Annotated in this window: 15 protein-coding genes and 1 pseudogene; 8 read left to right on the top strand and 8 right to left on the bottom strand. The window is 40.6% G+C overall.

Translation table 11 applies throughout. The features are described 5' to 3' along the window. Positions 1–3: 3 nt before the first annotated feature. Positions 4–273, bottom strand: a complete 270-nt coding sequence (locus CWB65_RS11455) for a hypothetical protein (protein WP_006793794.1) — start codon at positions 271–273, stop codon at positions 4–6. Positions 274–282: 9 nt separating this feature from the next. After that, positions 283–858 (bottom strand): Fe-S biogenesis protein NfuA, encoded by a 576-nt coding sequence (gene nfuA, locus CWB65_RS11450; protein ID WP_006793795.1) that lies wholly within the window; start codon positions 856–858, stop codon positions 283–285. 148 nt (positions 859–1,006) lie between these two features. Here nfuA and CWB65_RS11445 point away from each other — a divergent pair. Then, positions 1,007–3,555 (top strand): annotated as a pseudogene (locus CWB65_RS11445) (M14 family metallopeptidase). Between the two features lie 10 nt (positions 3,556–3,565). On the opposite strand, the gene CWB65_RS11440 reads toward CWB65_RS11445, so the two are convergent. Further along, on the bottom strand, positions 3,566–4,240 hold the full coding sequence (locus tag CWB65_RS11440; protein WP_008129098.1) for a ComF family protein: 675 nt from the start codon (positions 4,238–4,240) through the stop codon (positions 3,566–3,568). Positions 4,241–4,314: 74 nt separating this feature from the next. Here CWB65_RS11440 and bioH point away from each other — a divergent pair, with 74 nt between their 5' ends. The 3 genes from bioH (at position 4,315) to CWB65_RS11425 (ending at position 6,309) form a co-directional block, all read left to right on the top strand. Further along, the gene (gene bioH, locus CWB65_RS11435) at positions 4,315–5,055 is read left to right on the top strand and encodes a pimeloyl-ACP methyl ester esterase BioH (RefSeq protein ID WP_008129101.1); all 741 of its coding nucleotides are present in this window, start codon (positions 4,315–4,317) and stop codon (positions 5,053–5,055) included. Positions 5,056–5,144: 89 nt separating this feature from the next. Continuing rightward, positions 5,145–5,453 (top strand): hypothetical protein, encoded by a 309-nt coding sequence (locus CWB65_RS11430; protein WP_006793799.1) that lies wholly within the window; start codon positions 5,145–5,147, stop codon positions 5,451–5,453. A gap of 4 nt (positions 5,454–5,457) precedes the next feature. Further along, positions 5,458–6,309, top strand: a complete 852-nt coding sequence (locus CWB65_RS11425) for a putative metalloprotease CJM1_0395 family protein (protein WP_008129104.1) — start codon at positions 5,458–5,460, stop codon at positions 6,307–6,309. Positions 6,310–6,465: 156 nt separating this feature from the next. Here the strand turns inward: CWB65_RS11425 and CWB65_RS11420 are convergent, their stop codons facing one another. The 4 genes from CWB65_RS11420 to greB form a co-directional block, all read right to left on the bottom strand. Next, positions 6,466–8,790, bottom strand: a complete 2,325-nt coding sequence (locus CWB65_RS11420) for a Tex family protein (RefSeq protein WP_010557748.1) — start codon at positions 8,788–8,790, stop codon at positions 6,466–6,468. 166 nt (positions 8,791–8,956) lie between these two features. Further along, entirely contained in the window at positions 8,957–9,538 is a 582-nt protein-coding gene (locus tag CWB65_RS11415; RefSeq protein ID WP_008129108.1) for a CBS domain-containing protein, read from the bottom strand. A 52-nt stretch (positions 9,539–9,590) separates the two neighbouring features. Beyond that, the gene (locus CWB65_RS11410) at positions 9,591–9,896 is read right to left on the bottom strand and encodes a hypothetical protein (RefSeq protein ID WP_008129110.1); all 306 of its coding nucleotides are present in this window, start codon (positions 9,894–9,896) and stop codon (positions 9,591–9,593) included. 110 nt (positions 9,897–10,006) lie between these two features. Beyond that, positions 10,007–10,489, bottom strand: coding sequence for a transcription elongation factor GreB (gene greB, locus CWB65_RS11405; protein ID WP_006793804.1), 483 nt, complete (start codon positions 10,487–10,489; stop codon positions 10,007–10,009). A gap of 194 nt (positions 10,490–10,683) precedes the next feature. Here greB and ompR point away from each other — a divergent pair, with 194 nt between their 5' ends. From ompR to CWB65_RS11385, 4 genes are all read left to right on the top strand, one after another. Then, complete coding sequence (ompR, locus tag CWB65_RS11400) at positions 10,684–11,403, top strand: osmolarity response regulator transcription factor OmpR (RefSeq protein WP_006793806.1); 720 nt, start codon at positions 10,684–10,686, stop codon at positions 11,401–11,403. Positions 11,404–11,408: 5 nt separating this feature from the next. Further along, positions 11,409–12,725: a two-component system sensor histidine kinase EnvZ gene (gene envZ, locus CWB65_RS11395; RefSeq protein ID WP_006793807.1), complete on the top strand. Its 1,317-nt coding sequence runs from the start codon at positions 11,409–11,411 to the stop codon at positions 12,723–12,725. A gap of 384 nt (positions 12,726–13,109) precedes the next feature. Next, positions 13,110–20,687: a SpvB/TcaC N-terminal domain-containing protein gene (locus tag CWB65_RS11390; protein WP_138740610.1), complete on the top strand. Its 7,578-nt coding sequence runs from the start codon at positions 13,110–13,112 to the stop codon at positions 20,685–20,687. A gap of 12 nt (positions 20,688–20,699) precedes the next feature. After that, positions 20,700–21,143 carry a hypothetical protein gene (locus CWB65_RS11385; RefSeq protein WP_008129844.1) on the top strand — a complete coding sequence of 148 codons (444 nt, stop codon included), beginning with the start codon at positions 20,700–20,702 and terminating at the stop codon, positions 21,141–21,143. A gap of 441 nt (positions 21,144–21,584) precedes the next feature. Here the strand turns inward: CWB65_RS11385 and CWB65_RS11380 are convergent, their stop codons facing one another. Beyond that, complete coding sequence (locus tag CWB65_RS11380; protein WP_138740609.1) at positions 21,585–23,621, bottom strand: glycoside hydrolase family 97 protein; 2,037 nt, start codon at positions 23,619–23,621, stop codon at positions 21,585–21,587. Positions 23,622–23,713: the final 92 nt, after the last annotated feature.

The following is a 23,713-nucleotide window of genomic DNA, read 5'->3' as shown; positions in this document are numbered from 1 at the left end:
GGCTTATTTCCACAGATCAGGATCGTGATGTTTGGGCCCTATTTCTTTTATTACTTGCGAAAAGCGATTGGCAAAAATGCCACTGTAGCCCCAAAAAGCAAAAAATAGCGCAGGTATTAAAATTAAAACGCCAATAATTTGCAAACTGTAATGACTATAGTAACCCGCAAAAATAAAAATCACGGCTAGCACAAACAGTGCTACGCCGCGAAAAAACCGCTTTAAACTCAGCTTAGGGTTGCTCCCTAAGCGGTATATAAGAGGCTTTAGCATTTACTTGGCTTAATAGTAAGAGTGCTCGCCAGCTTCGTGATCAGTAATATCTGCAACACCTGTGATCTCGTCAAACTTAGCAATCATTTCTTTTTCGATGCCTTCTTTTAACGTTACATCGATCATAGAACACCCATTACAACCGCCACCAAACTGAAGTACTGCAACGCCAGCAGCTGTAATCTCTACTAGGCTTACTTGGCCGCCATGGTTAGCTAGTTGTGGGTTTACTTCTGTTTCAAGCATGTGCTGAACACGTTCGTTTAATGATGCATCATCACCAATTTTACGTGCTTTTGCATTAGGTGCTTTAAGCGTTAGCTGAGTACCCATTTTGTCGGTAACAAAATCAATTTCAGCTTCTTCTAAAAAAGGAGCACTTTCAGCATCAACAACGGCATCAAATCCGTTAAAATTTAAGCGAATATCGTTGTCTTCAACGGCGTCTTCTGGACAATAAGAAACACCACACTCGGCTTGTGATGTACCAGGGTTTACAACAAAAACGCGAATATTGGTCTGTTGTGATTGATCTGCTAATAGTTTAGCAAAATGTGCTTGTGCTGTTTCGGAAATAGAAATCATAAAAACGGCTTTATACCTGACTAAATTACTCGGATACTGCATATCATACTCCGCTCATCGTGTTGCGGCTAGTGTTGAGCGTAAAAAGTTGGCATCTATTTTAAGCAATGCTAGCGTGCAATTAACAAACATTTTTAGAGTGATCTATATGCGTTTATTAATAACAATAATGGTGGTAATGCTGAGCTTTTCAAGTGTAGCAAAACCGCTTTCATACTATTTTGAAGACGATGTTGTATTCGACCCAGCCATTCCTACGCCAGAAGAAGTATTGGGTTATCAAGTAGGTGAGTGGCATGTAAGACACGACCAACTCGTGCGCTACATGGAAGTACTTGCTCAAAAGAGCGACAGAATAAACTTTGAGATAATTGGCCGCACACATGAGCAACGACCACTGGTAATGCTAACGGTTACAGCGCCAAATAAATTAACTCAAATAGAGCAAATACGCCAAGCGCACTTGGCTCGTTTGGGTAATAACAGCAAAAAAGCAAACGATGAACCTGCAGTTGTGTGGATGGGCTACAGTGTGCACGGTAACGAATCATCGGGAAGCAATGCATCGCTTTTAACGGCTTATTACTTAGCTGCAGCAAAAGCGATGAAATAAATAACCTATTAAACAATACCGTTATTTTGCTCGACCCATCATTAAACCCCGACGGACTTGCACGTTTTGCTAATTGGGCAAACAGTAACCGCGGCATGAATTTGTCATCAGATCCTAAAACTCGTGAGCATACCGAAAACTGGCCAAGCAGCCGCACTAATCATTATTGGTTTGACTTAAACCGAGATTGGCTATTGCTACAGCACCCTGAGTCGCGTGCGCGTATTGCAAAATTTCATCAGTGGAAACCAAATGTACTTACCGACTTTCATGAAATGGGCCCAAACAGCAGCTATTTTTTTCAGCCGGGTATTCCAAGTAGAAAGCACCCAATTACGCCAATTGAAAACGTAACATTAACCAAAGCAATTGCTAATTATCATGCCAAAACATTGGATGAAAATAATGCACTGTATTTTACAGAAGAAAGCTTTGACGATTTTTACTACGGTAAAGGTTCAACTTACCCAGACGTGAACGGAGGTATAGGTATTTTGTTTGAGCAAGCAAGCTCTCGAGGCCATATACAAGAGACCATTAATGGCCCTTTAACGTTTCCATTTACTATAAAAAATCAGTTACTAACGAGCTTATCTACCTTTAAAGCGGCGGTTGAAAACCGTCAAGCATTGCTTGACTACCAAGCTAAATTTTATGATCAAGCCGCAGAGCTTGCAGGTGATGAAAACTTTGCAGGTTATGTTGTTGAAGGTGCAAAAGACAGCACCCGAATTACTGACTTTTTAGCGCTATTGGAGCAACATAAAATAAAGGCATTTGAACTTACTAAACCGTTCAAAGCAGGTGGCGTAAACTTTACCACCAACAGCTATTATGTGCCTTTAGCGCAGCCTCAATATCGTCTAGTTAAAGCGATATTTAGCGAGCAAAAAAACTTTGCAGACAATACATTTTACGATGTATCTGGTTGGACATTAGCGCATGCATTCAATCTACCCTTTGCAAAAGTAAAAAGTAACTGGGGGCTAGACGTTGCAGACACACCTTGGAATAAAGCACCTAAAGCGCCCCTAACAAGTTTAGAGTCAGCGTATGCATTTGGTTTTGCATGGGACGACTACTTAGCGCCTAAAATGCTAAATACATTATTAAAGCAAGGTATAAAAGCACGCGTGGCATTGAGCGCCTTAACGGCAAAATCGAGCGCGGGCGACATAAATTTTGAGCCAGGGAGTATTATTATTCCGGCTGGTTTACAAACACAGCAAAACTGGATTTCTTTGTTAAACACTGCGCAAAGTGAATTTGGTATTGCCATAAAACCTATTACAACAGGCTTAACCAGTAAAGGTGCTGATTTAGGTTCACGCTCTATGGCAGTTGTTAAAGCACCCAAGGTTTTACTGATTGGCGGCCAAGGCACTAGCCAGTACGAAGTAGGTGAAGTGTGGTATTACCTAGATAGGTTTGTAGGTGTTGCCCCCACAATTGTTGAAATGACGCGTTTAAGTTCACTTGAGCTTAGTGATTATAGCCATATTGTGTTGGCCCACGGCAATTACAATAGCTTAACAGATGCAGAAAAAGTAGCGATTAAAAGCTGGGTAAGAAAAGGCGGTGTTATTTGGGGCCACAAAGGCGGCGCTAAATTTTTAGTCGACCAGCAACTACTTAAAGCAAATTATTTATCGCGACAGGATTTAGCTGGTGCTTTCAAAACTGAAGGCCTAAGCTATGGCGATAAAGATCATCTAGCGGGGCGTCAGCGTATTGCTGGGGCTATTTTTAACACTAGTGTGGATTTAACGCACCCATTAACCTTCTCACTCACGCGCGACACCTTACCGGTATTTAAAAACAGTACATGGTTACTTGAAGCGTCAGATGCCCCTTTTGTTAATGTACTAACCTACACAAAACGCCCGTTGTTAGCTGGCTTTACTGACTCTGTAAATGTAGAACAAGTAGCTGAAGGCGCTGGTTTAATAGCACATTCGTACGGACGCGGCAGTGTTATTGCTATGACTGACAACCCCGTATTTAGAGGTTACTGGTATGGTACAAGTCGATTGCTTAGCAATGCATTGTTTTTAGGCCATACATTCCGCGCAAATGGTCAGTAACATAAATTAACTAAATTGGCGTTAAACAGGTTGTGAATGCCCACACTTGTTTAGCGCCGGCTTTCCTTAAAGCCTGAGTTGCGGCATTTAATGTTGCGCCGGTTGTCATAATGTCATCAACAATAGCGACTGTTTTACCGCTCATATCTTCAGTACATATAAATGCATTGGTTAGATTTTTAATACGTTTTGCTTTAGTGAGCTGCGATTGCGCATGAGTTTTTTTATTACGAATAAGCGCATTATTTAAAACAACGCGAGAGCACAAACAAGGGTGCCATACTTGGCTTACTTGATTAAAACCTCGCTTTAAAAATCGGCTTTTATGCAAAGGTAAAATTATAAATAAATCAGGAGATTGCGTGCTGTATTTAAAAAACGCATTGAGCTGCCTGTGTACAACCTGCTGAAGTGCTTTTTTGTAATGTATTTGGTTACTAAATTTAAGTTGGGTTAGCCACTGCTCAAATGGAGGGCGGTAAAAAGCGCAAGCAAATAACCTGTCAAATTCGCAGTTAGGAAACATATCAACAATATCAGGTCGGTGAAGTAAATTTGGGTGTTTAGTTACATCTAGTAATGCTAAATCTTCTAAGCAATATTCGCATAAACCTAGGCTTGCACTTACAGGGCTTTTGCACTGTACGCAATACGACGGGAACAGCCAGTTAAACAGACCTTTCATGAGATAGTGCCTTCCATTGCAATCATCTTTTTAAACGTTATTATGAGCCTAAGTTTGGTTAAGAATATGCAAATATGCAAAAAGAGTTAGTACTTTTACATGGTTGGGGAATGAATCAAGGCGTTTGGCAACTCATACAGCCAGAGCTTGAAAACTTATATACAGGAGAAGTGCGTAGCCTTGATTTGCCTGGGTTTGGTAATAGCGCAACCACATTACCAACCCCGTATAATTTGCATGATGCCGCTATGCAATTAAGCCAACAGTTAAAACCTCATTCTATTTTAATGGGGTGGTCTTTAGGTGGTTTGTTTGCTCTATACATTGCAAAACATTGGCCTGAAAAAGTATCGAAGGTTATTTTAGTCGCATCGACACCTTATTTTGCAGAGCATTGTGAATGGCCGGGAATTAGTGAAAAAGTACTAACTCAGTTTAAAGACCAATTGGTTAATCATAGAGAAAAAACCATTGAGCGCTTTTTGGCTATTCAGGCTATGGGAAGTGAGTCAGCGAGAGATGACATAAAGCAGCTTAAACAATTGCTAAATCAATATTCAGCACCCAACAGTGAGGCGTTAGCGGCCGGTTTAGATATTTTACAAAATAATGATTTACGCGATTTATTTGCAACGTGTCCGGTAAAAATTATGGGTGTATTTGGTCGCTTAGATGCATTAGTGCCGTATAAAGCAATAGCTAAAATGTCAGTACTAAATGCTGAGTTTGAATACCAAGTAATAGATAAAGCATCTCATGCTCCGTTTATTTCTCACAAAAATGAGTTTTTATCTATCGTTAAATCAATGCTTTAAAAATGCGACGATAATTGCGTCCCGTAAAGCTTTATTTTGCGCACAAACTGAGCGATAATTAAACAATATTTAAGTGGTGGAGGTTTACCATGTCAATCGGATCTGTATTTAATAATGGTGTCGAAGGGTTTAACCGTGCAAGCCAAGGTATTGAAAAGGCCAGCGCAGAAATAAACCGTGCCAGTATAGAACAGCAAGATGATGCGCAACTTGCACAACAGCGACAGTTAGTTGCAGCAACGCCAGACGAAGCAGTAACAGCACCGGTTGCTCAGCCTGCGCGTATTGACGAATCACTTGTTAACCTAAAAGTTGAAGAATTTAACGCTAAAGCTAATGCGCAAACAATTCAAACAGCTGATGACGTACTGGGTACGTTAGTCGACATTAAAGTGTAATTTAATGAATATTGTCACGCCATTTCCATCAATAAATATAAACACAGCCAATGTTTATACGGAAACCGCTCGTCGTGACAATCAACTGCGGGAAGTAATTCCTGCTCCTTCTGCAAATAGCGCAAGTAATACCGAAACCAAAGCGCAAAGCGATGCTGAAAAAGCCAAATTACCAGGTAATAATGAGGGTGCAACGTATAGTGCATCGGGTAAGTTAGCTGACGAAAAAGTGGTTCAAGCGCGCGACGATGAAAACGCCGAGAATCCAGAGGAGTCTGAAGAGCAAAAAGCGCAGCAACAAGAGTCTGAGCAAGAACAGCAAGTTTTAGAGCAAGAGCAGCAGCAAATAAAAGAGCTAAAAGCGCGCGATACTGAAGTGCGTATTCACGAACAAGCTCATGCTTCTGTAGGCGGTAAATATGCGGGTTCGCCAAGTTACGAATATCAACGTGGCCCTGACGGCACTAACTATGCAGTGGGCGGCGAGGTGCAAATTGACGTTGCTGAAATTCCAGGTGATCCCCAAGCAACCATAGAAAAAATGCAAACGGTTAGAGCCGCAGCCCTAGCTCCAGCGGAGCCTTCAGGTGCTGATCGATCAATAGCGGCAGACGCTACTCAAAAGCTGGTAGCAGCTCAGGCTGAACTTGCAGCGCCTCAAAATGAGGAAGACGACAGCGCTGAAAACAATAGCAAAGCATCATTCACAAGCAGTGAAACGCAAGAAACTAAAACGGCAGAAAGTGAAGAGCAAACACGAGATGCAGACGTGGAAGCACGCGCAGGGCGAATTGCTAATTTTTATCAAATGGCAACTTCGCCATCCACACAAAGTGGTTTTTCAGCAACCTCTTAGCGAATAGCCTGAACTTCGAATATTAAACTATTCACAATAAATTATTTTTAATGCTTACTGATTTGAATTAAAAAAAACCGCTTTCGCGGTTTTTTTATTTTAAAGCGTAGAGCGCTTTCCGATTTTACTTAAAAGCTAAACATGCTAAATGGCCTGCTATTTTTTTACTTTGGCATTCGCAAATGCATCAGCAAACGCGTTACCCATAACCGCATTACCGCTATCACGTTTAGGTTTAGCAGCTTTTGGTTGCGCATTGTTAGTGCGCGGCTGTTGTTTTTGTGCAGCAGGGGCTGGCTTGTTGCTGGTGTCTATTTCGTCGTTTAAACGCATGGTAAAGCTAATACGTTTACGCGAGGCATCTACCTCTACTACTTTAACTTTTACAATGTCGCCCGCTTTAACTACTTCGCGAGGATCAGATATAAACTTATTAGTAATCGCCGAAATATGTACTAAACCATCTTGGTGAACACCCACATCAACAAATGCACCAAAGTTAGCAACATTCGATACAACACCTTCTAAAATCATGCCTGGTTTTAGGTCACTTATTTTCTCTACACCTGCTTTAAACTCAGCCGTTTTAAACTCTGGACGTGGATCGCGACCCGGCTTATCAAGCTCAGCAATAATATCGGTAACCGTAGGTAAACCAAATTTTTCGTTGGTGTAGTCGTTAGCAACAAGCTTGTTTAAAAATTCGCTGTTACCTATTAACGTGGTTACTTCTGCGTTGTTCTTTTCGCAAATTTGCTTAACAACAGGGTAGGCTTCAGGGTGAACTGATGAGTTATCAAGTGGGTCGCTGCCATTGTTAATTCGTAAGAAACCAGCAGCTTGTTCAAATGCTTTTGGCCCTAAACGTTCTACTTTTTTCAGTTCACTACGTTTTGCAAATGATCCATTGGAATCGCGGTAATTTACAATGTTTTGCGCTAAGGTTTTGTTTAATCCTGATACGCGTGTAAGTAAAGGAACCGACGCCATATTTAAATCAACACCTACCGAGTTTACACAGTCTTCAACAACGGCTGTCAGTGTTTGCCCGAGTTGGCTTTGCGACACATCGTGTTGATATTGCCCTACACCAATTGATTTAGGCTCTATTTTAACAAGCTCAGCAAGCGGATCCTGCAAGCGACGTGCAATCGATACCGCGCCACGTAATGACACATCTAAGTCAGGAAATTCGTTAGCTGCAAATTCAGATGCCGAGTAAACCGACGCGCCAGCTTCGCTCACCATAATTTTATTAAGTTTTAACTCGGTATTTGCTTTCATTAGCTCAGCAACCAATTTGTCTGACTCGCGCGACGCTGTACCGTTACCAATGGCAATAAGTTCTACTTTGTGTTGGCGGCAAAGTTGCTCTAGTGTACGCAGCGACTTATCCCAATGATTTTGCGGGGCATGAGGGAAAATAGTTTGCGTAGTTAGCAGTTTACCTGTGCTGTCTACAACAGCAATTTTGCAACCGGTACGTAAACCGGGATCAAGACCAAGTGTTGTGCGTGGACCTGCAGGTGCCGCCATTAGTAAGTCTTTTAAGTTTTTAGCAAATACATCAATAGCGCCTGCTTCTGCTTTTTCGCGCATGGCTGCAAAAAATTCGTTTTCTAGGTGTAAACCTAGCTTAATTTTCCAAGCCCATTGCACCACGCTTAAAAGCCAAGCACTCGCTGTTTGGTCGGTAATATTTAAGCGGTAGTGCTGTGCAATCATATTTGCACAAAGTTGAGCAGGGTTTTCAGAACTTGGTTCAGGGTTTACATTTAATTGAAGTATGCCTTCGTTGCGAGCTCGCAGCATAGCTAATGCACGATGAGAAGGAACTTTAGTAAGTAGCTCCTGATGATCGAAGTAATCGCGATATTTAGTGCCCGCTTGTTCTTGACCTTTAATTACCGTGCTTTGTATTGCGCCGTTTTGGCTTATGTGACTTCTTAATTTAGCGAGTAATTTTGCATCTTCGGCAAAACGCTCCATTAAAATAAATTTAGCACCATCAAGCACGGCTTTTGTGTCATCAAAGCCTTTATCAGCATTAATGTACTGCTCAGCGTGTTGCTCAGGATTTAAACTCGCGTCGGTAAATAACGCATCGGCTAGGGGCTCTATACCTGCTTCTATGGCTATTTGGCCTTTGGTGCGGCGTTTTGCTTTATATGGAAGATATAAATCTTCGAGTTCTGTTTTACTTTGCGCGCTAGTGATGTCGGCTTTGAGCTCTGCGGTGAGCTTCTTTTGAGATTCGATAGTCGACAAAATAAAGCTACGACGCTCTTCAAGTTCTCGAAGGTAAGATAAACGCTGCTCTAGTAAGCGCAATTGAGTGTCATCTAAACCGCCGGTGACTTCTTTTCTGTAGCGGGCAATAAAGGGAACAGTTGCGCCTTCATCAAGTAATTTTGTTGCAGCAACAACTTGTTGTTGTTGTGCATTTAGCTCACTGGCTAAACGTGCAGAGATATCGCTCATGCAAAAACCTTTTTAAACAAAAAATAAGACCAGAAATAAATATCTGGGTCGGCTAATTGCTTGAATAATATCACATGAAGTTGTAATAAAAAGCTCTTAAAGCAAGCTATTTAACTTGCTTTAAGACGGTTGCTTTGGTTGAGATAGTTAAGCGATAAAACAACCTCTAATGAGGGTGGTCTACGCTTTCTAGTACGTCGCTAAACGAAGTGGCAATTGGGCTAATGTGCAGCGGAATATGTAATGTTTTAGCAATTTGGCGAGCTGAAATTAATCCACATATTTCGTTATTGGCTGTTGTTACTAATAAAAACATCGCCCCTTGATGCTCCATTGTTTGCAAAGCATCGCCCACACAGGCATAACTTAAGCTTTGCATGCTGACACCCATTAGCTGGTTTATTGGGGTCATTACATGGCGAAGGCTCACTTCATTTCGCGGTGTATTTAAACGTTGAGCAATAATAGTAATTTTAGCACTTTGTAAATCAGCACTTGAAACAATACCTATTAGCTTGTGGTCGTCATCCATTACTAATACAAAGTCAGACTGCTGGCTGCTCGTTTGTTTTAGGGCATCAGCGATTATTGTTTCGTGCTGTGCTCGAACAGGTTTTTTTTGTGTAAAGTTATTCACCATTTTTAAAGCGGGTGAGGCCAAATCGATTAACGGTTGATTGTCAGCAAATGATTTTGCAATAACACCATGAGAGATATTTTGGGTACGTAATTCTTTAAAGTTAGACATAATATCCACCTATTAGTTAAAAATTTAATTAAATTGAAAGTAATAAATTAAATTAAATAACAGGGGGCCCACGTTGGTACGCAGTGCTAAACGGTCTGCTAAAAGATGAACTCTTGTAAAAAGAGTGAGCGCCTTTAGGGAGTGGTTGAGCTGCCTTAAGGGAAGTGACATCAACAAATGAATCTTCGTCAAAGTCAGGAGTTGCCTGATCGGGAATATCTAAGGCAATTAAATTATTTAAAACGGTTGGGTGTTCAAGGTTGGTGTTTTGCTTGCTGGCATGCAAAGTCAAACTCACACTCATAAAAAGTGCAAACAATACGGCATTACTAAATATGCGCTGTACTACGTTTGACATAACCATTACAACCTTTGCTAATCTCACATTAAAATTATGTGCGAGCTATTTATATATAGCCTAATGAGATAATTTAAACAATCAAAAGTTAATATGATCTGAATCAAATACTACTTAGCCGTTTTTTGATATTCAATTGAGTTTATGTACCATTCTTTTTTTCCCTGCGGTGTCATTACTTCAAAATCGTCATCAACTTGTTTTTTAATAAGCGCCCGAGCCATGGGTGAGTCGATAGAAATATAGTCTTTTCTGTCGTAAATTTCGTCTGGGCCAACAATTCTGAACTTTTTTATGTCGCCTTGCTCATTTTCTATTTCGACCCACGCACCAAAAAATACTTTTCCGTCTTGCACGGGGGAGTAATCAATAATATTTAAATCGGGAATACGCTTTCGCAAATAGCGAACACGTCGGTCTATTTGGCGCAGCAGTCGCTTATTATATTGATAGTCGGCATTTTCAGAGCGATCGCCTAAGCTTGCTGCCCAGCTGACTATTTTTGTTACTTCAGGGCGTTTTACATTCCACAGGTGGTCGTGTTCTTGTTGCAGTTGCAAATAGCCTTCACGGGTAATTAAATTTGTTTTCATCGACTTTTAATTATTAGCTCTAATGATGGGCACGGTAATAAACTTAGAAAAATTTGTCGAGCTTAAAGTGTTTAAAGCAGCCATTATTGTTGTTTGAAATGTTCAGTAACAATCTAAGGCCGTAATTAGTTTTTGATTATTTGTTTTTTCATTTATATTAATACTTAATTGGATATAAAAATAAGAAACAGGTAATGGGACACGAAACGACAAAAGTATTGGTTGTAGACGACGATATGCGCTTACGCAGCTTATTGGAGCGTTATTTAGTAGAGCAAGGTTTTATTGTTAGAACCGCTGCAAACTCAGAGCAAATGGATAGGCTTTTAGAGCGTGAAAACTTTCACTTAATGGTTCTCGACTTAATGCTTCCCGGTGAAGATGGCTTATCTATTTGCCGTAGGTTACGCCAAAAAGAAAACGAAATCCCTATTGTTATGCTCACCGCAAAGGGCGACGAAGTCGATCGCATCATTGGTTTAGAGCTTGGCGCAGATGATTACATTCCAAAGCCATTTAATCCTCGTGAGTTACTTGCGCGCATTAAAGCCATATTACGCCGCCGCGCTAAAGAAGTGCCAGGTGCGCCCGCCGCAGAAGAAAACCTAATTGCCTTTGGTAAATTTACGCTTAATTTAGCCACTCGTGAAATGAGCGAAGGCGATAAAACAATATCGCTAACCAGCGGCGAGTTTGCCGTACTTAAAGCGCTTGTGTCACACCCAAGAGAGCCGCTTAGCCGCGATAAACTCATGAACTTAGCGCGTGGCCGAGATTACAGTGCCCTAGAGCGCAGTATTGATGTGCAAGTGTCGCGCCTTCGCCGCATGATTGAAATAGATGCGGCTAACCCGCGTTATATTCAAACTGTGTGGGGATTAGGGTACGTGTTTGTTCCTGACGGTGAAAAGTAGTTTTTATGGGATTTTTTCCACGTAGTGCGTTTGGGCAAACTGTATTTTTGGTAGCGGCGTTATTACTTATAAACCAAGTTGTGTCTTATGTAACAGTCAGTTTATATGTTGTAAAACCGACCATAGAGCAAGTGAATTTAATGCTTGCTAAGCAAGTTAAAACTGTTTTTATTGACTGGGAAGACGGTATAGAAATAAACGACGACTTATCAGAAAAGTTTTTTGAAATAACCGGTATTGATGTCATGACCCAGCGCGAAGCCATGCGCCAAGGGCTTGGTCAAACCCGTGAATACCCCATGCTTTCACGTAGTATGTCTGCGCAGTTAAATGGCTCGGCGCGGGTGCGTATTACGCAAACTGGCCCACTCGTTTATTGGATAGAGGCCCCGCAAGCGCCTGGCTATTGGGTTAAAATTCCGCTTTCAGGGTATCAAGAAAACAACCTCGAATTTTTAACGTTTTACTTATCAAGTATCGGCTTTTTAAGTGTTTTAGGTGGTTGGTTATTTGCACGCCACCTAAACCGCCCGCTTAAAGCACTGCAACAAGCCGCTGTAAAAGTAGGTAAAGGCGATTTTAGCACCAAGCTAGAAGAAGAAGGCTCTACTGAAGTAATAGAAGTAACGCGTGCGTTTAACCAAATGTCGCGCGGTATCGCTGCCCTTGAAAACGACCGGCGTTTACTTATGGCGGGTGTGTCTCACGATTTACGCACACCACTTACCCGCATTCGTTTAGCAACCGAGATGATGAGCGACCAAGACGAGTATCTTCGCGAAGGGATTATTTACGATATTGAAGATATGAACGGTATTATCGATCAATTTATTGAATATTTACGTCACCACAAACGCGAAGAACTCAGTTGTGAAGATATAAACGCGTTAGTGGGTGAAGTCGTTAATTGTGAGTTAAAGCATCAGCGTTCTATAACCTTTAAAAGTAACCCAAGTATAGAGAGTATTCCGCTCAGCAGCGTGGCTATAAAGCGTGTTGTAACTAACATGATTGAAAATGCAATTCGTTATTCTGACGGCGATATAGAGGTACTTAGTTATTATAACTCCAATAAGAAATACGTGGTCATTGCTGTAAACGATAATGGCCCAGGTATTCCTGAAAGTGAATTAGAGTCGGTATTTGAACCGTTTAAACAAGGTGATGCTGCGCGAGGCAGTGAGGGCAGTGGCCTAGGCCTTGCTATTATTAAGCGTATTGTTGATATGCACGACGGCAAAGTAAAACTTGAAAACCGGCCTGAAGGCGGCTTAAGTGCGCAAATTTATCTGCCTATAAAAATACAAAACTCTGCACAGTAACCTGTGCGGAGTTTTGTATTTGTAACACTTAAATATCTGTAAAACTGATATAACCGTGAAGCTTAAAGTGCTTTAAAGCGGATGGCAGTGCCGCCGCTGGTGGCAAGTGTTAAGTAAAAGTAAGTCATTAACTAAGCTTGTAAACACAAGTCTATATCCCATACACCTAACTCCTAATTATTTTTAAATAGCCGACTACAGTAAACTGTTAACTTTTAAGGTTTAAAATGTTGATGTTTGTTTTTTTTTTGTTAATATGCGTCGGCTGTTAAACTTTAAGGAACAAAGTGTGAAAATCTCGTTTTATCCCAACAATAATCTTGTACCCCTTGTTTTTTTACTATATTGCTAAGCGTTTTTTGCTTTCCTGCAAGCTCTATGGGGATGTTTTATCCAGTAGAACCAATAACAATTAATCCAAAAGCTCCAACAGCTTTCGCATTTACAAAAGATGAGAGTTCAATCAGAATTTCTTGGAGTTGGGGAAGCTATGATGATGGTGGAGGGTTGTTATATGGTAGTGGTAGTTCATCGGCAGTAGCACTTCCGTGCAGCGGTTTTTGCGATTCAGAAACCACTTTTTCGGTCGAAGTATCTGAGGATGATAGTTCTTTTAGGGTAGTAGCAGAAGGGTTAAGCTACAAGAGTTATTACTTTTCATTAGCGGGATATAGCAAACACGTATTTAGGGTTCGAGCTGTAAAAAAAATTAATGGCGAAAATAAGTACAGTGATTATTTAGTTAGCCCTCCCATAATAGTTCCTGAAGTAAAAAAACTACCTAAGCCAATTATTGCTCCGTCGACAAGTACTATTCGGTACAACACTTATGTTTCAATTACTTCTGAGCCTTCTGCAACAATATTTTATAAAACTATTGGTTTAGGTTCATCATGCTCAAATCTTGATGGTTGGAAGGTTTACAAAAATGCATTTAAGCTTTCTTCGTCAGCTAATGTATGTGCTAAAGCTAATAAAAGCGGGTGGAAAGATAGTGACACACAATCTAAAAGTTACACTTTGCAATTAGAGCCTCCAATCTTTAATGTAACAACTCCATTAGTTGATGGCGCCAAAGTCTCAATTTATTCTCAGCAAAATGCATCTATTAAATATAAATTAGTTTCAAGAGGAAGTAGTTGTACAAATGGTTCTGTAAATTCTTATTCGTCACCAATTACTCTTAGAGCAAGCCAAAAAGTGTGTGCTTATACAGTAAAGGCTGGTTGGAAAAATAGCGACACTGTAAGTAAAGACTATTTACTTAAATTAAATAAACCATCTATTAAACCTGACTTAAATAAAGTGACAGCTGGCGACAATATAACGATAACCTCCAATCAAAACGCAACTATAAAATATAAATTAATATCACTTAATGCTAGTTGTACTAATTCAGGCTGGCAGTCTTCTGCTCCTGTTTTTTCTTTAACTCAGAGCAAAAGAGTGTGTGCAAAAGCAGTTAAATCAAATTGGAGTGACAGTGACATAACATTCAAAGACTTTACTGTTTTGTTAACCCCACACTCGACACTTACTACACAGACCCCAAATGATGCAAGTAACTTTATTGACACCGTTGCTCCTAGTAGCCAATTAATAGGTACCTTGGAGGGGCAAGCTGGTGTAAGTGGTGGCGCCTCAACGTATCATATTCCAATCCAATTACCGCCGGGCAGAGCTGGCATGCAGCCTGAAGTATCACTTAATTATTCATCCCGCAGTGGTAATGGTATTGCCGGAATGGGGTGGTCGCTATCTGCTAGCTCAAGTATTACAAGGTGCGCAGCCACATATGCACAAGATGGCTTCATGCAAAACCCACAATATAATAGTAATGACAGGCTGTGCTTAGAGGGTCAGCGTTTAATTAATACATCAGGTAGCTATGGAAGCTCAGGGACTGAATATCGTACTGAAATAGATAGCTTTGTGCGTGTAACACAAAGTGGTTCACTAAATGGCTCATCTACATGGTTCAGAGTTGAATATAAAAATGGCCGAGTTGCTTATTTTGGTAAAGACGCAAAATCACGGTTAGTTCATAGTGGTAAAACGGCTACTTACTCTTGGTTAATGCAGTATCAACACGATGCAACAGAGAACAACTTTATAAACTATGAATACGGTGACTTTGGTGTTAGTGAGAAGCTTTTAACTGGTATTTATTACACTAAATCGAGTGCTAATATAAGTAGTTCTGGCGATAAAATGATCAGCTTTGTATATCAATCAAGTTACAAATCAGGTTTTGGTTATGTATGGGGTGGCAAATACGAAAACACACAGAACCTTGCTAGGATAGATATCATTCCAGATGACTCTACGGAGAGTGTCGAGAAAAGTTACCACCTTATTTATGATGAGCATTATTTAAGTCGCCTAGAGCTGTGTAAGTCATCCACTTGCAATACGGGCAATCAATTGGCTGCTACTGATTTTGCATGGAATATAGAAGAGCTTTCTTTTAGTAATACCGATGACCATCCTTATGCAAATGTTGCGATAGAGCCAACAGATATGGTTTTGGCTTCAGGCTCATTTTATGACACCAGCAGCGATTATACTGGTGATGGTCTGAATGACATAAAAATGCTTGAACAGGTGCAAGAAATTGCAGGTAATCAAACAACTTTTGATATTACGAGTTTCCCTGACTATTCCCAGTTTAATAATGGTGCTGTGAATGTTCATAAAATTAGTGGTTATATCGATTATAACTTGAATGGCATCGCTGATTTTGTTTATTTAGACTCCAATTTAAAATTATCTATTGTTGAGCTAAATCGTGAGACAGGAGCTTATGAGGATGTCTTTTCTACAAATATCCCTGCGGCGTGTGATTTGGTTGTCGTTAATGATGGTAGATATAATCCGATGAGTGAGCCTTGTAATAGTTTTGCTCAAGACATGAACAGTGATGGCTACGCGGATTTTATCATCCAAGATAGAGCGAATGGCCAGCTCAAAGTTTACCTTAGAAACACCGATGCTACAGGTAAGCCTATTAGTGGCTTCATTCATATTGGTAACGTAGCCTTAAGTATTCCTAAATTTAGTATTGCTGATATTAATGGGGATGGTACACCTGATGTTTATTATCCTGATTTTGGGAAGTGGGTTGAGCTCTCTGTAGCAGGTAGCACATTGTTATTCACTAATCATGATTTAGGAATAAATCCTGACTTCTTTCCTTCGCGTATGAAAAAGGCTATATGGCTTGATGTCAACGGGGATAACTTACTTGATATAATGACGTTAAAAGAAGATGGGTCAACGAACAAGTTGTATTGGTTTATGCACCTTAATTTTGGTGGCGGGCAATTTTCAACAGGATCAAACACAGGGCTACCAGAGTTTAATGTGTGGGCTGATGCACGTGAAAATACATATGAAGAGTCGACAATTAATAGCTTTGTACAAGTGTTTGATTATGATAATGACGGGCGAATGGATATTCTTGCCCCTTATAGAAGAGCATATGCTTACCATTGTTGGGATGCAACCAACAATCAAGTTTGTTTAATTAGGGATGAAGATACAGGGGAGCGTAGTTATTATCATAAATATGATGTGTGGACTTGGCGTGTTCTTAAACCGAACGAAAATGGTTTAACATTTGAAGAGATAATATTACAAGCCGATGGTGCAGATTTATTAGGCGGCTTAGCAACAACGAGTGTTGTTGATGTAAACGGTGATGGCTGGCAAGAAGTAGTTACAGCTCTTGGCTTTAGGCAACATTCTTCAGATACATCTTGCGGTGTACAAATACCTTATTCAAGCGGTCGTTTTTATTGTTATCCTGATGCAGCACCTGATGCGGGGATTTATACATATGCATTAGAAGGTGGGACAAGTCGGACGTTAAAACGCATTGATAATGACTTTGGTTTAGTGGCAGAGTTTGAATACCAACAACTTGGCCGCAATGCAAACTTGAGTACAGGTATTTACAGTGTTAATAATGCGCCTTTAGCTGATGTGACATTGAGAAAGCTAGGGTCTTCACAAAAAGTTGTTGCTAAATTTAAGCAGCCGAACGGGCTTGGTGAAACACGTAGTAAGCAATACCACTACATTGATGGTGTTTACCAAACGCAAGGCCGTGGTTTTATGGGTTTTAAATCAATTATAGAAAAAGATGTAGATCGTGCTTTAGTCACTCAAACTGATTTTGAGCAAATTTTTCCGTATCAAGGCAAGCTAAAGCGACAAGCTACATTTAGCGAAGATGATTATGCAACAAGGGGAAGCGGGCACCTAGGTATTAGTGATAATGAAACCTATGCGGTAAGTTATTCAAATACTGAGTGGCAAGAGAACTCAACTCACAGTGTAACTGACGTTTATAATTTATACCCAAATGAAACTACACAAATTACTCGAGATTTAGTTACTAAACAAGATCTAACACGCATCGATAAAAATATTACTAGGTTAGATCAATATGGCAATGTAACTGCATCATCTACGCAAGTTGAAGACGCTTGGGGTACGTATACCACAAGTGAAACACGCGAGTATGAGGGTAACGAAAGTAACTGGTGGTTAAATAAACTTAATACTAAAATACAAACTATAGCTCGTGTAGCTGGGCGCAGTACAAACGACCCAATAACGGATGCAGACTTAGATCAAGAAACGAGCATTAGAAGTGAATACAGTAATTACCATGGTAGTAGACAGCCACAAACAATAACAACTACAGCAACACTTGGTGGCTCATCATCTGGTTATGGGAGTGAAATAGATACTATCTATAATGCCTACGGCCTTCCATTATCTGTTAGTCAAACCACAAAAGTGCGTAATAGTAGTGGTAGTTGGATCGACCAAACACGTACAACTTCAACCACCTACAGTAAAGACGGAACTGTTGAAGCTACTGACGGTTATTTTCCATATAAACAAACTAATGCTAAAGGGCATATTAGCTACACCGAAGTAAACCCTGCAACAGGGCAGATAACCCAAACTCGTCAGCAGCTTAGTAGCAATAGCTATCAAGTGACAAACTTTGGTTACGATGATTATAACCGCCCTTACAGTATTCAGACTGATGGCAGTCCGGCCCGTTACAGTGCAATGCAAACACCTGACGCACAAGCACCAGCTAATGCAATAATACAAGTGTTAAATGTCTCAGCAGGGCAGCCTATGCAAAAAATCTATCTAGATGCGCTGGGACGAACATTACGTACAGCTGTGCAGAATTTCGATGGTGACTGGGTGTTTAGTGACGTTAATTATAACAGCCTTGGCTATAAAACGTTTGAATCTATGCCCTATAAAGAAGGAGGTGCAGTTTATGGTACGTCATACACCGAACACGATGCACTTGGCCGCGTAATCGAAAAAGTAACCAATCAACATTGCGGTAACATGACTACTAATTACAGCTACAGTGGACTTAAGACAGATATTGAGGTCTATGATAGTTGTTATGGCATCACCTTGGATATGTCGCGTACCTACAATAGCCTTAAACAGCTTATGCAAACGGTGGATGCTGATAATGGTGTTACTCGTTACAGCTATAATAACCAAGGCTTACCTATTGTTATTCAAGATGCTAATGGCAACAACATAGAGGCAACCTACAACGGCTTAGGCCAAAAAACACAGGTGGATGACCCTAACCAAGGCGTCACTAATTTTGAGTACAACGGCTTTGGTGAGCTGCAACGAGAGGCACGCGTTGGCAGTAAAACATTGACTTATGTCACCGACGTATTAGGCCGTGTAACGCGGCGCACCGCCACAGGTGAAAATACATTAACGTATACCTATGACAGCGCAACGTATGGTTTAGGGCAGTTAAACCAAGCCACAGGCAATGGCGTAACCAAAACCTACACTTACGACAGTCGCGGTCGCCCAAGCGGTCAAACCATTGCAGGCAGTGGTAAAAGCTATACCACAACCACCTTCTACGACAGTAATTATGGCCGCGTAAAAGGGCTGCGTTACCCCAACAACCTCACACTTGAATACAGTTACAATGACGTAGGCTATCAAACGCAGGTAAAAAATGCGGCTAGTGGTTATGTGTATAAAAATATAACTGAATTCGACATATTTGGTAATGGCTCTCAAAATACGCTAGGTAATGGACTCACTGAAAATACTGCTTACAGTAACAAAAGTGGGCAAATGCTCCTAAAAACAATAGCTAAAAATAATAGCAACATTATGAACATCGATTACTCCGCGTACGATGGTTTTGGTAATTTAAAAGCAGTTGATATTACGACAGGTAATATTGGCAATCAGCATAGCTTTAGTGAAACTTACAGCTACGATGCACTACACCGTTTAGAGAGTAATGCCGTTAATGGTATCAGCACAATCAACTATAGCTATGATGCGGTGGGTAATTTGTTATCAAAATCAGACTATGCAACGCAGTATGATTATGAAAACGGCGTAACAGGCGGGCCCAATGCAGTAAAACGTGTTTATCGCGGTGGTTGGAAGTCGTTTGGTTATGATACGAGAGGCAACATGACCAGTGGTGATGGTTTAACCAGCGCTGCCTATAACGCGATGGATAAACCCACACAAATAGTAAAGGACGGTAAAACTCTCAATTTTACTTATGGCCCGCAGCATATGCGCTTTAAACAAGTAAATGGCAGCGTGACTACTTTTTACAGTGATAAATTATATGAAGAAGAAGTTACTGGCACAAAAACCACCTGGCGAGCTTACATAGACGACATTGCCGTAATAAGCCAAACCACTAATGAGGGCGCAACCATCCGCTATACCCACCGCGATCGCCTAGGCAGTGCGCGGGTATTTACCGACCACAACGGGCAAGTAGAATCAGAGCGAAACTACGACCCATTTGGCAAACCACGTTTAGCCAGTGGTGGATTAAAATCATTTGGGGCTTCAAAACTAGATGATTTGGCGGATGCAAAAACGAATCGAGGCTTTACTGACCATGAGCATTTAGATAGTGTAGAGCTAATCCATATGAACGGTCGGGTGTACGATTATAACCTAGGTCGGTTTATGAGTGTTGATCCTGTTATTCAAAGCCCAACGAATAGCCAGAGTATTAATCCTTACTCGTATATAATGAATAATCCTGTGAATGGGCATGATCCTTCAGGCTATGAAGAGGAGCCTCTTGATATTGTGATAACTTGCGCTCCGGATCCTTGTGCAAAGGAAGAACAAAATAACCCTAGTAATAGCGCAGCATCTGGAGATACGAGTCGAGATGGTAATAGTGATAACCCTAGTGCACCCATAAACAATACACCTAGTAATGGAGCACCAAATAAACAAGAGAAAGCGCGAGCTACAGGACCAAATTTACCAGATATAAACTCACCGAGCGAAACTGCTAATAACTTAAGTGACTTTACTTCAGGAAGTATAACGCCTATATCAGGTAGTCGTGCCTTTGGCTATCTTAAGTCAGTAGTTAAGACAGCATCATTTGATATTTTGTACGGAAATAGTTCGCGACTTCCTTGGTTACATCCATCTCCACAAAGTGTTGCTGATATGGATGCATATGAAAAAGAAGCAGGGTGGGAACAGTATGCTACATTAATAATTCCTGGAACTTTGGCAAGTAAAGCTCAGCAAGGGATAAGAGCATCATTTTCTATACCAATAATTAGTCCTACTTTCGCCAATTTGCAAGGAATTGCGAAAGGCTTTCAAGCGCATCATATTTTACCTAGGTATTTAGGGAAAATGTTAGGGTACACTGAAAGTATGATGAAAAATCATCCTGCTACAATGATAACGCAGTTTTCTCATACAGGTGCGGGAAATCCAAAATCCATGCACAGTGCAATTAGAAAGTACCTCCCCCCAATGGTTGGAGGTAAAAAAGCTGAATATAGTTCAGAACAAATAAGAACAGGGTTAGAAAAAGCGTATAATGATTTAGGACGGCCTGATTTATATCGGTCAATTGAACATCTGATACAATAAGGTTGATTAGATTTGGATAAGCAAGTTTATGATTTAAAAGAAGAAGACATTAAAGGGTGTCCAGTGTGGTATTTCCCATTGGATGACTCAGTTGAAGATGAACTTACAGTACGTCCGCTTAAAAAAGAAGACTATTTAAATAATTATCAGTTGTTAGTTCGAACTAATTTTGAAGATAGTTTAGGTAATATTTACATGGGATATGTTTATTGGGATAAATCTAATTCAGTTGAATATATTCAGCCAGTAATATTCACTAATAATGACGAGTGTATCAATTTATGGAACGGTATGATTGAAGCTACATGGGAAGATTATAATAATGAACAGCAAAAAATAAGGAATTACTTCCCTATTAAATATACTTCTCAGTGTTTCTCTAATTTACCATCATTAGTTGGTACACTGGATGGTATTTACTATTTAGCAGGTAATAAAATTAAATGTAAACCTTAATGAATTTATCCTTTGAAAAATTAACAGGGTCAGGTCTTGCATCTTGCAAACCCCTTAAAAGTCTACAAACTGGTACTATAATTAGCCTCGTTTTTAAAGTGATTAGGGTCAAATCTTGACTTCAGACATCAAAGATCTAAATTTATGTCTACAGCTAATTGCTTATGGGGTCAGGTCTTGTTTTTTGCTTTTTAGCCGACTAGTGCTTAATCTTTAGTTATTAATTTACTAACATAGATAGGTAAAAAAGTGGCTAGGCCGTTAATATTAGAGTTCGAAGGTGCTTTGTATCATGTTACGTCGTGAGGGAATGAGCGAAGAAGGCGGCTTACGTGCACAAATTTATCTGCCTATAAAAATACAAAACTCTGCACAATAACCTGTGCAGAGTTTTGTATTTGTAACACTTAAATATCTGTAAAACTGATATAACCGTGAAGCCTAAAGTGCTTTAAAGCGGATGGCAGTGCCGCCGCTTGTTGCTAGTTTTAAAGTTAGCTTATCGTTTGCACTAACTACGCGCTTTTCGATATCTAAATCATACGGCTTGTTTTTCCATTCAGCGTTTTTGCCGTCTTGGTATATATGCGCTTCAAACTCTTTACCCTTTTCTAAAAAGTCGAGTTTTACTTCAATAGTGCGGGCTTTTTCGTCAGTCACTGCACCTAAGTACCAATCGTTTCCTGAGTATTTATCGCGTTTTCGTTCTTTACGAGCGAATACAATAAAGTCGCCCACCTCGCCATCAAGCGCAATACTCTGCTGCCAATCGGTTGGTACATCTTGAATAAACTGAAAAGCATCGGGTTTAGCTAAGTAGTTTTTAGGTAGGTCGGCAGCCATTTGAATCGGGCTATACAGCACAACATAAAGTGCAAGTTGCTTGGCAAGCGTTGTTTGTGGGCGGTTTGTATCATCGCCTAAGCCATTAAAGCCCATATCAAATATACCGGGAGTAAAGTCCATTGGCCCTGCCAGCATACGGGTAAACGCAAGCATAGGGATATGCTCTGGCGGGTTAGGCGGTGTGCCCCATGCATTAAACTCTTGCCCACGTGCGCCTTCGCGCGCAATCCAGTTTGGGTAGGTACGGCGCAGGCCAGTGTCTTTTATAGGTTCGTGAGTGTTGATACTAATTTTATGTTTAGCAGCGAGCTTTACGTTATAAAGGTATTCGTTAACCATAAATTGACCGTCGTGCCACTCATGGCGGGCAATGCCGTTTTCATCTATGCGTTTTATGTTTCCGCCATCGGCCACATAGCCCGTTTTAACTTGGCTTACGTTTGACTTTTCGTAAAGGGCAAAGGCATCTTCCATTTGATTGCGATAGTTAGTTACATTGCCTGAGGTTTCGTGGTGGCCAATTAACTGCACCCCTTTTTGCTTACCGTAGCGGGTAAGCTCCTCAATATCGAAGTCGTCGTAGGGTTGTGTAAAGCTAAACACATCGCCATTAAAAAACCAGTCGCCATCCCAGCCTATGTTCCATCCTTCTACTAGCACGCCGTCAAAGCCATACTCTGCGGCAAAGTCCATGTAGTATTTGGTTGTTTGAGTTGTAGCACCGTGTTTTTCACCACTGCCCCATGTTTGCGTATTTATATGCATACCCCACCAAATACCGACGTATTTACCCGGTTTTACCCACGAAACATCACCTAATTTATTTGGCTCATTAAGGTTTAAAATAATATCGGAGTTAATCAGGTCGACTGCTTTACTGCCTATTTGAATAGTACGCCACGGTGTATTAAATGCGCCTTGCTTTTTTACTGCAATGCCGTCAGACCACGGTGTTAAATCAGCTTGAAAAACACCTGGTCGACGCTGGTTAAGGGTCATACCTGCATAATCGACAAGGGCTGCTTCGTGAATGCTAACGTGTACGCCCTCTTTGTTTTTAAACGTAAAAGGGGTGTGTACTAAGGGAGCGTCGTTAACTGGGGTGGTGTTATAAACATATTCGTAACGGTTCCAGCCTCGGGCTGGGATCCACCACGCTGTTGCACTTTGGCTGTCGGTAATGGCAAATTCGGTAAGTTCTTTTGTGATTTCTATATTTTCAAAACCGGGTTGCTTGGGTACTTCGTATCTAAAGCCCACGCCGTTGTTAAAGGCTCTAAATTTAACAGTAAATACGCCGCCTTGTGGTTTTTTAAATGTAACAGCAACTTCGTTATGGTTGTCGGTAACGATTTGTCGTTCGCCCCAAGGTTGTTGCCACTGGGTGTTTTGTGTGTTTTGTTGTGTGTGGGTTATTTTAAAACCTTCGCTAAAGGGGGCTTGTTGTTTAAATTTAAAACCAAGCGCGGAGCTATTAATAACCGGTTTGTTTTTAAAGTCGATTGAATAGCTTGGGGTCGTTAATTCGTCAGAAATAGTTATTTTAATATTGCCGTTGGGCGATTGTAATGTGGCTGTTTGTGCAAAACAGCTGCCCGAAAAAGCGAAAAGCAAAAGTGCTGATGTTCTCATTTAAGAGATCCTTACTGTGTCAGTGTGACTTATCAGAATAAAGGCTGTTGTTAACAAATACGAATATCTACATACGTATTCATTTATCAATA

It is taken from the genome of Pseudoalteromonas sp. S554 (genome assembly GCF_005930865.1).
In the GTDB taxonomy this organism is placed as follows: Bacteria; Pseudomonadota; Gammaproteobacteria; order Enterobacterales; family Alteromonadaceae; genus Pseudoalteromonas; species Pseudoalteromonas marina.
The sequence above is the reverse complement of the archived record's forward strand: the minus strand, read 5'-3'. Positions and strand labels throughout refer to the sequence as shown.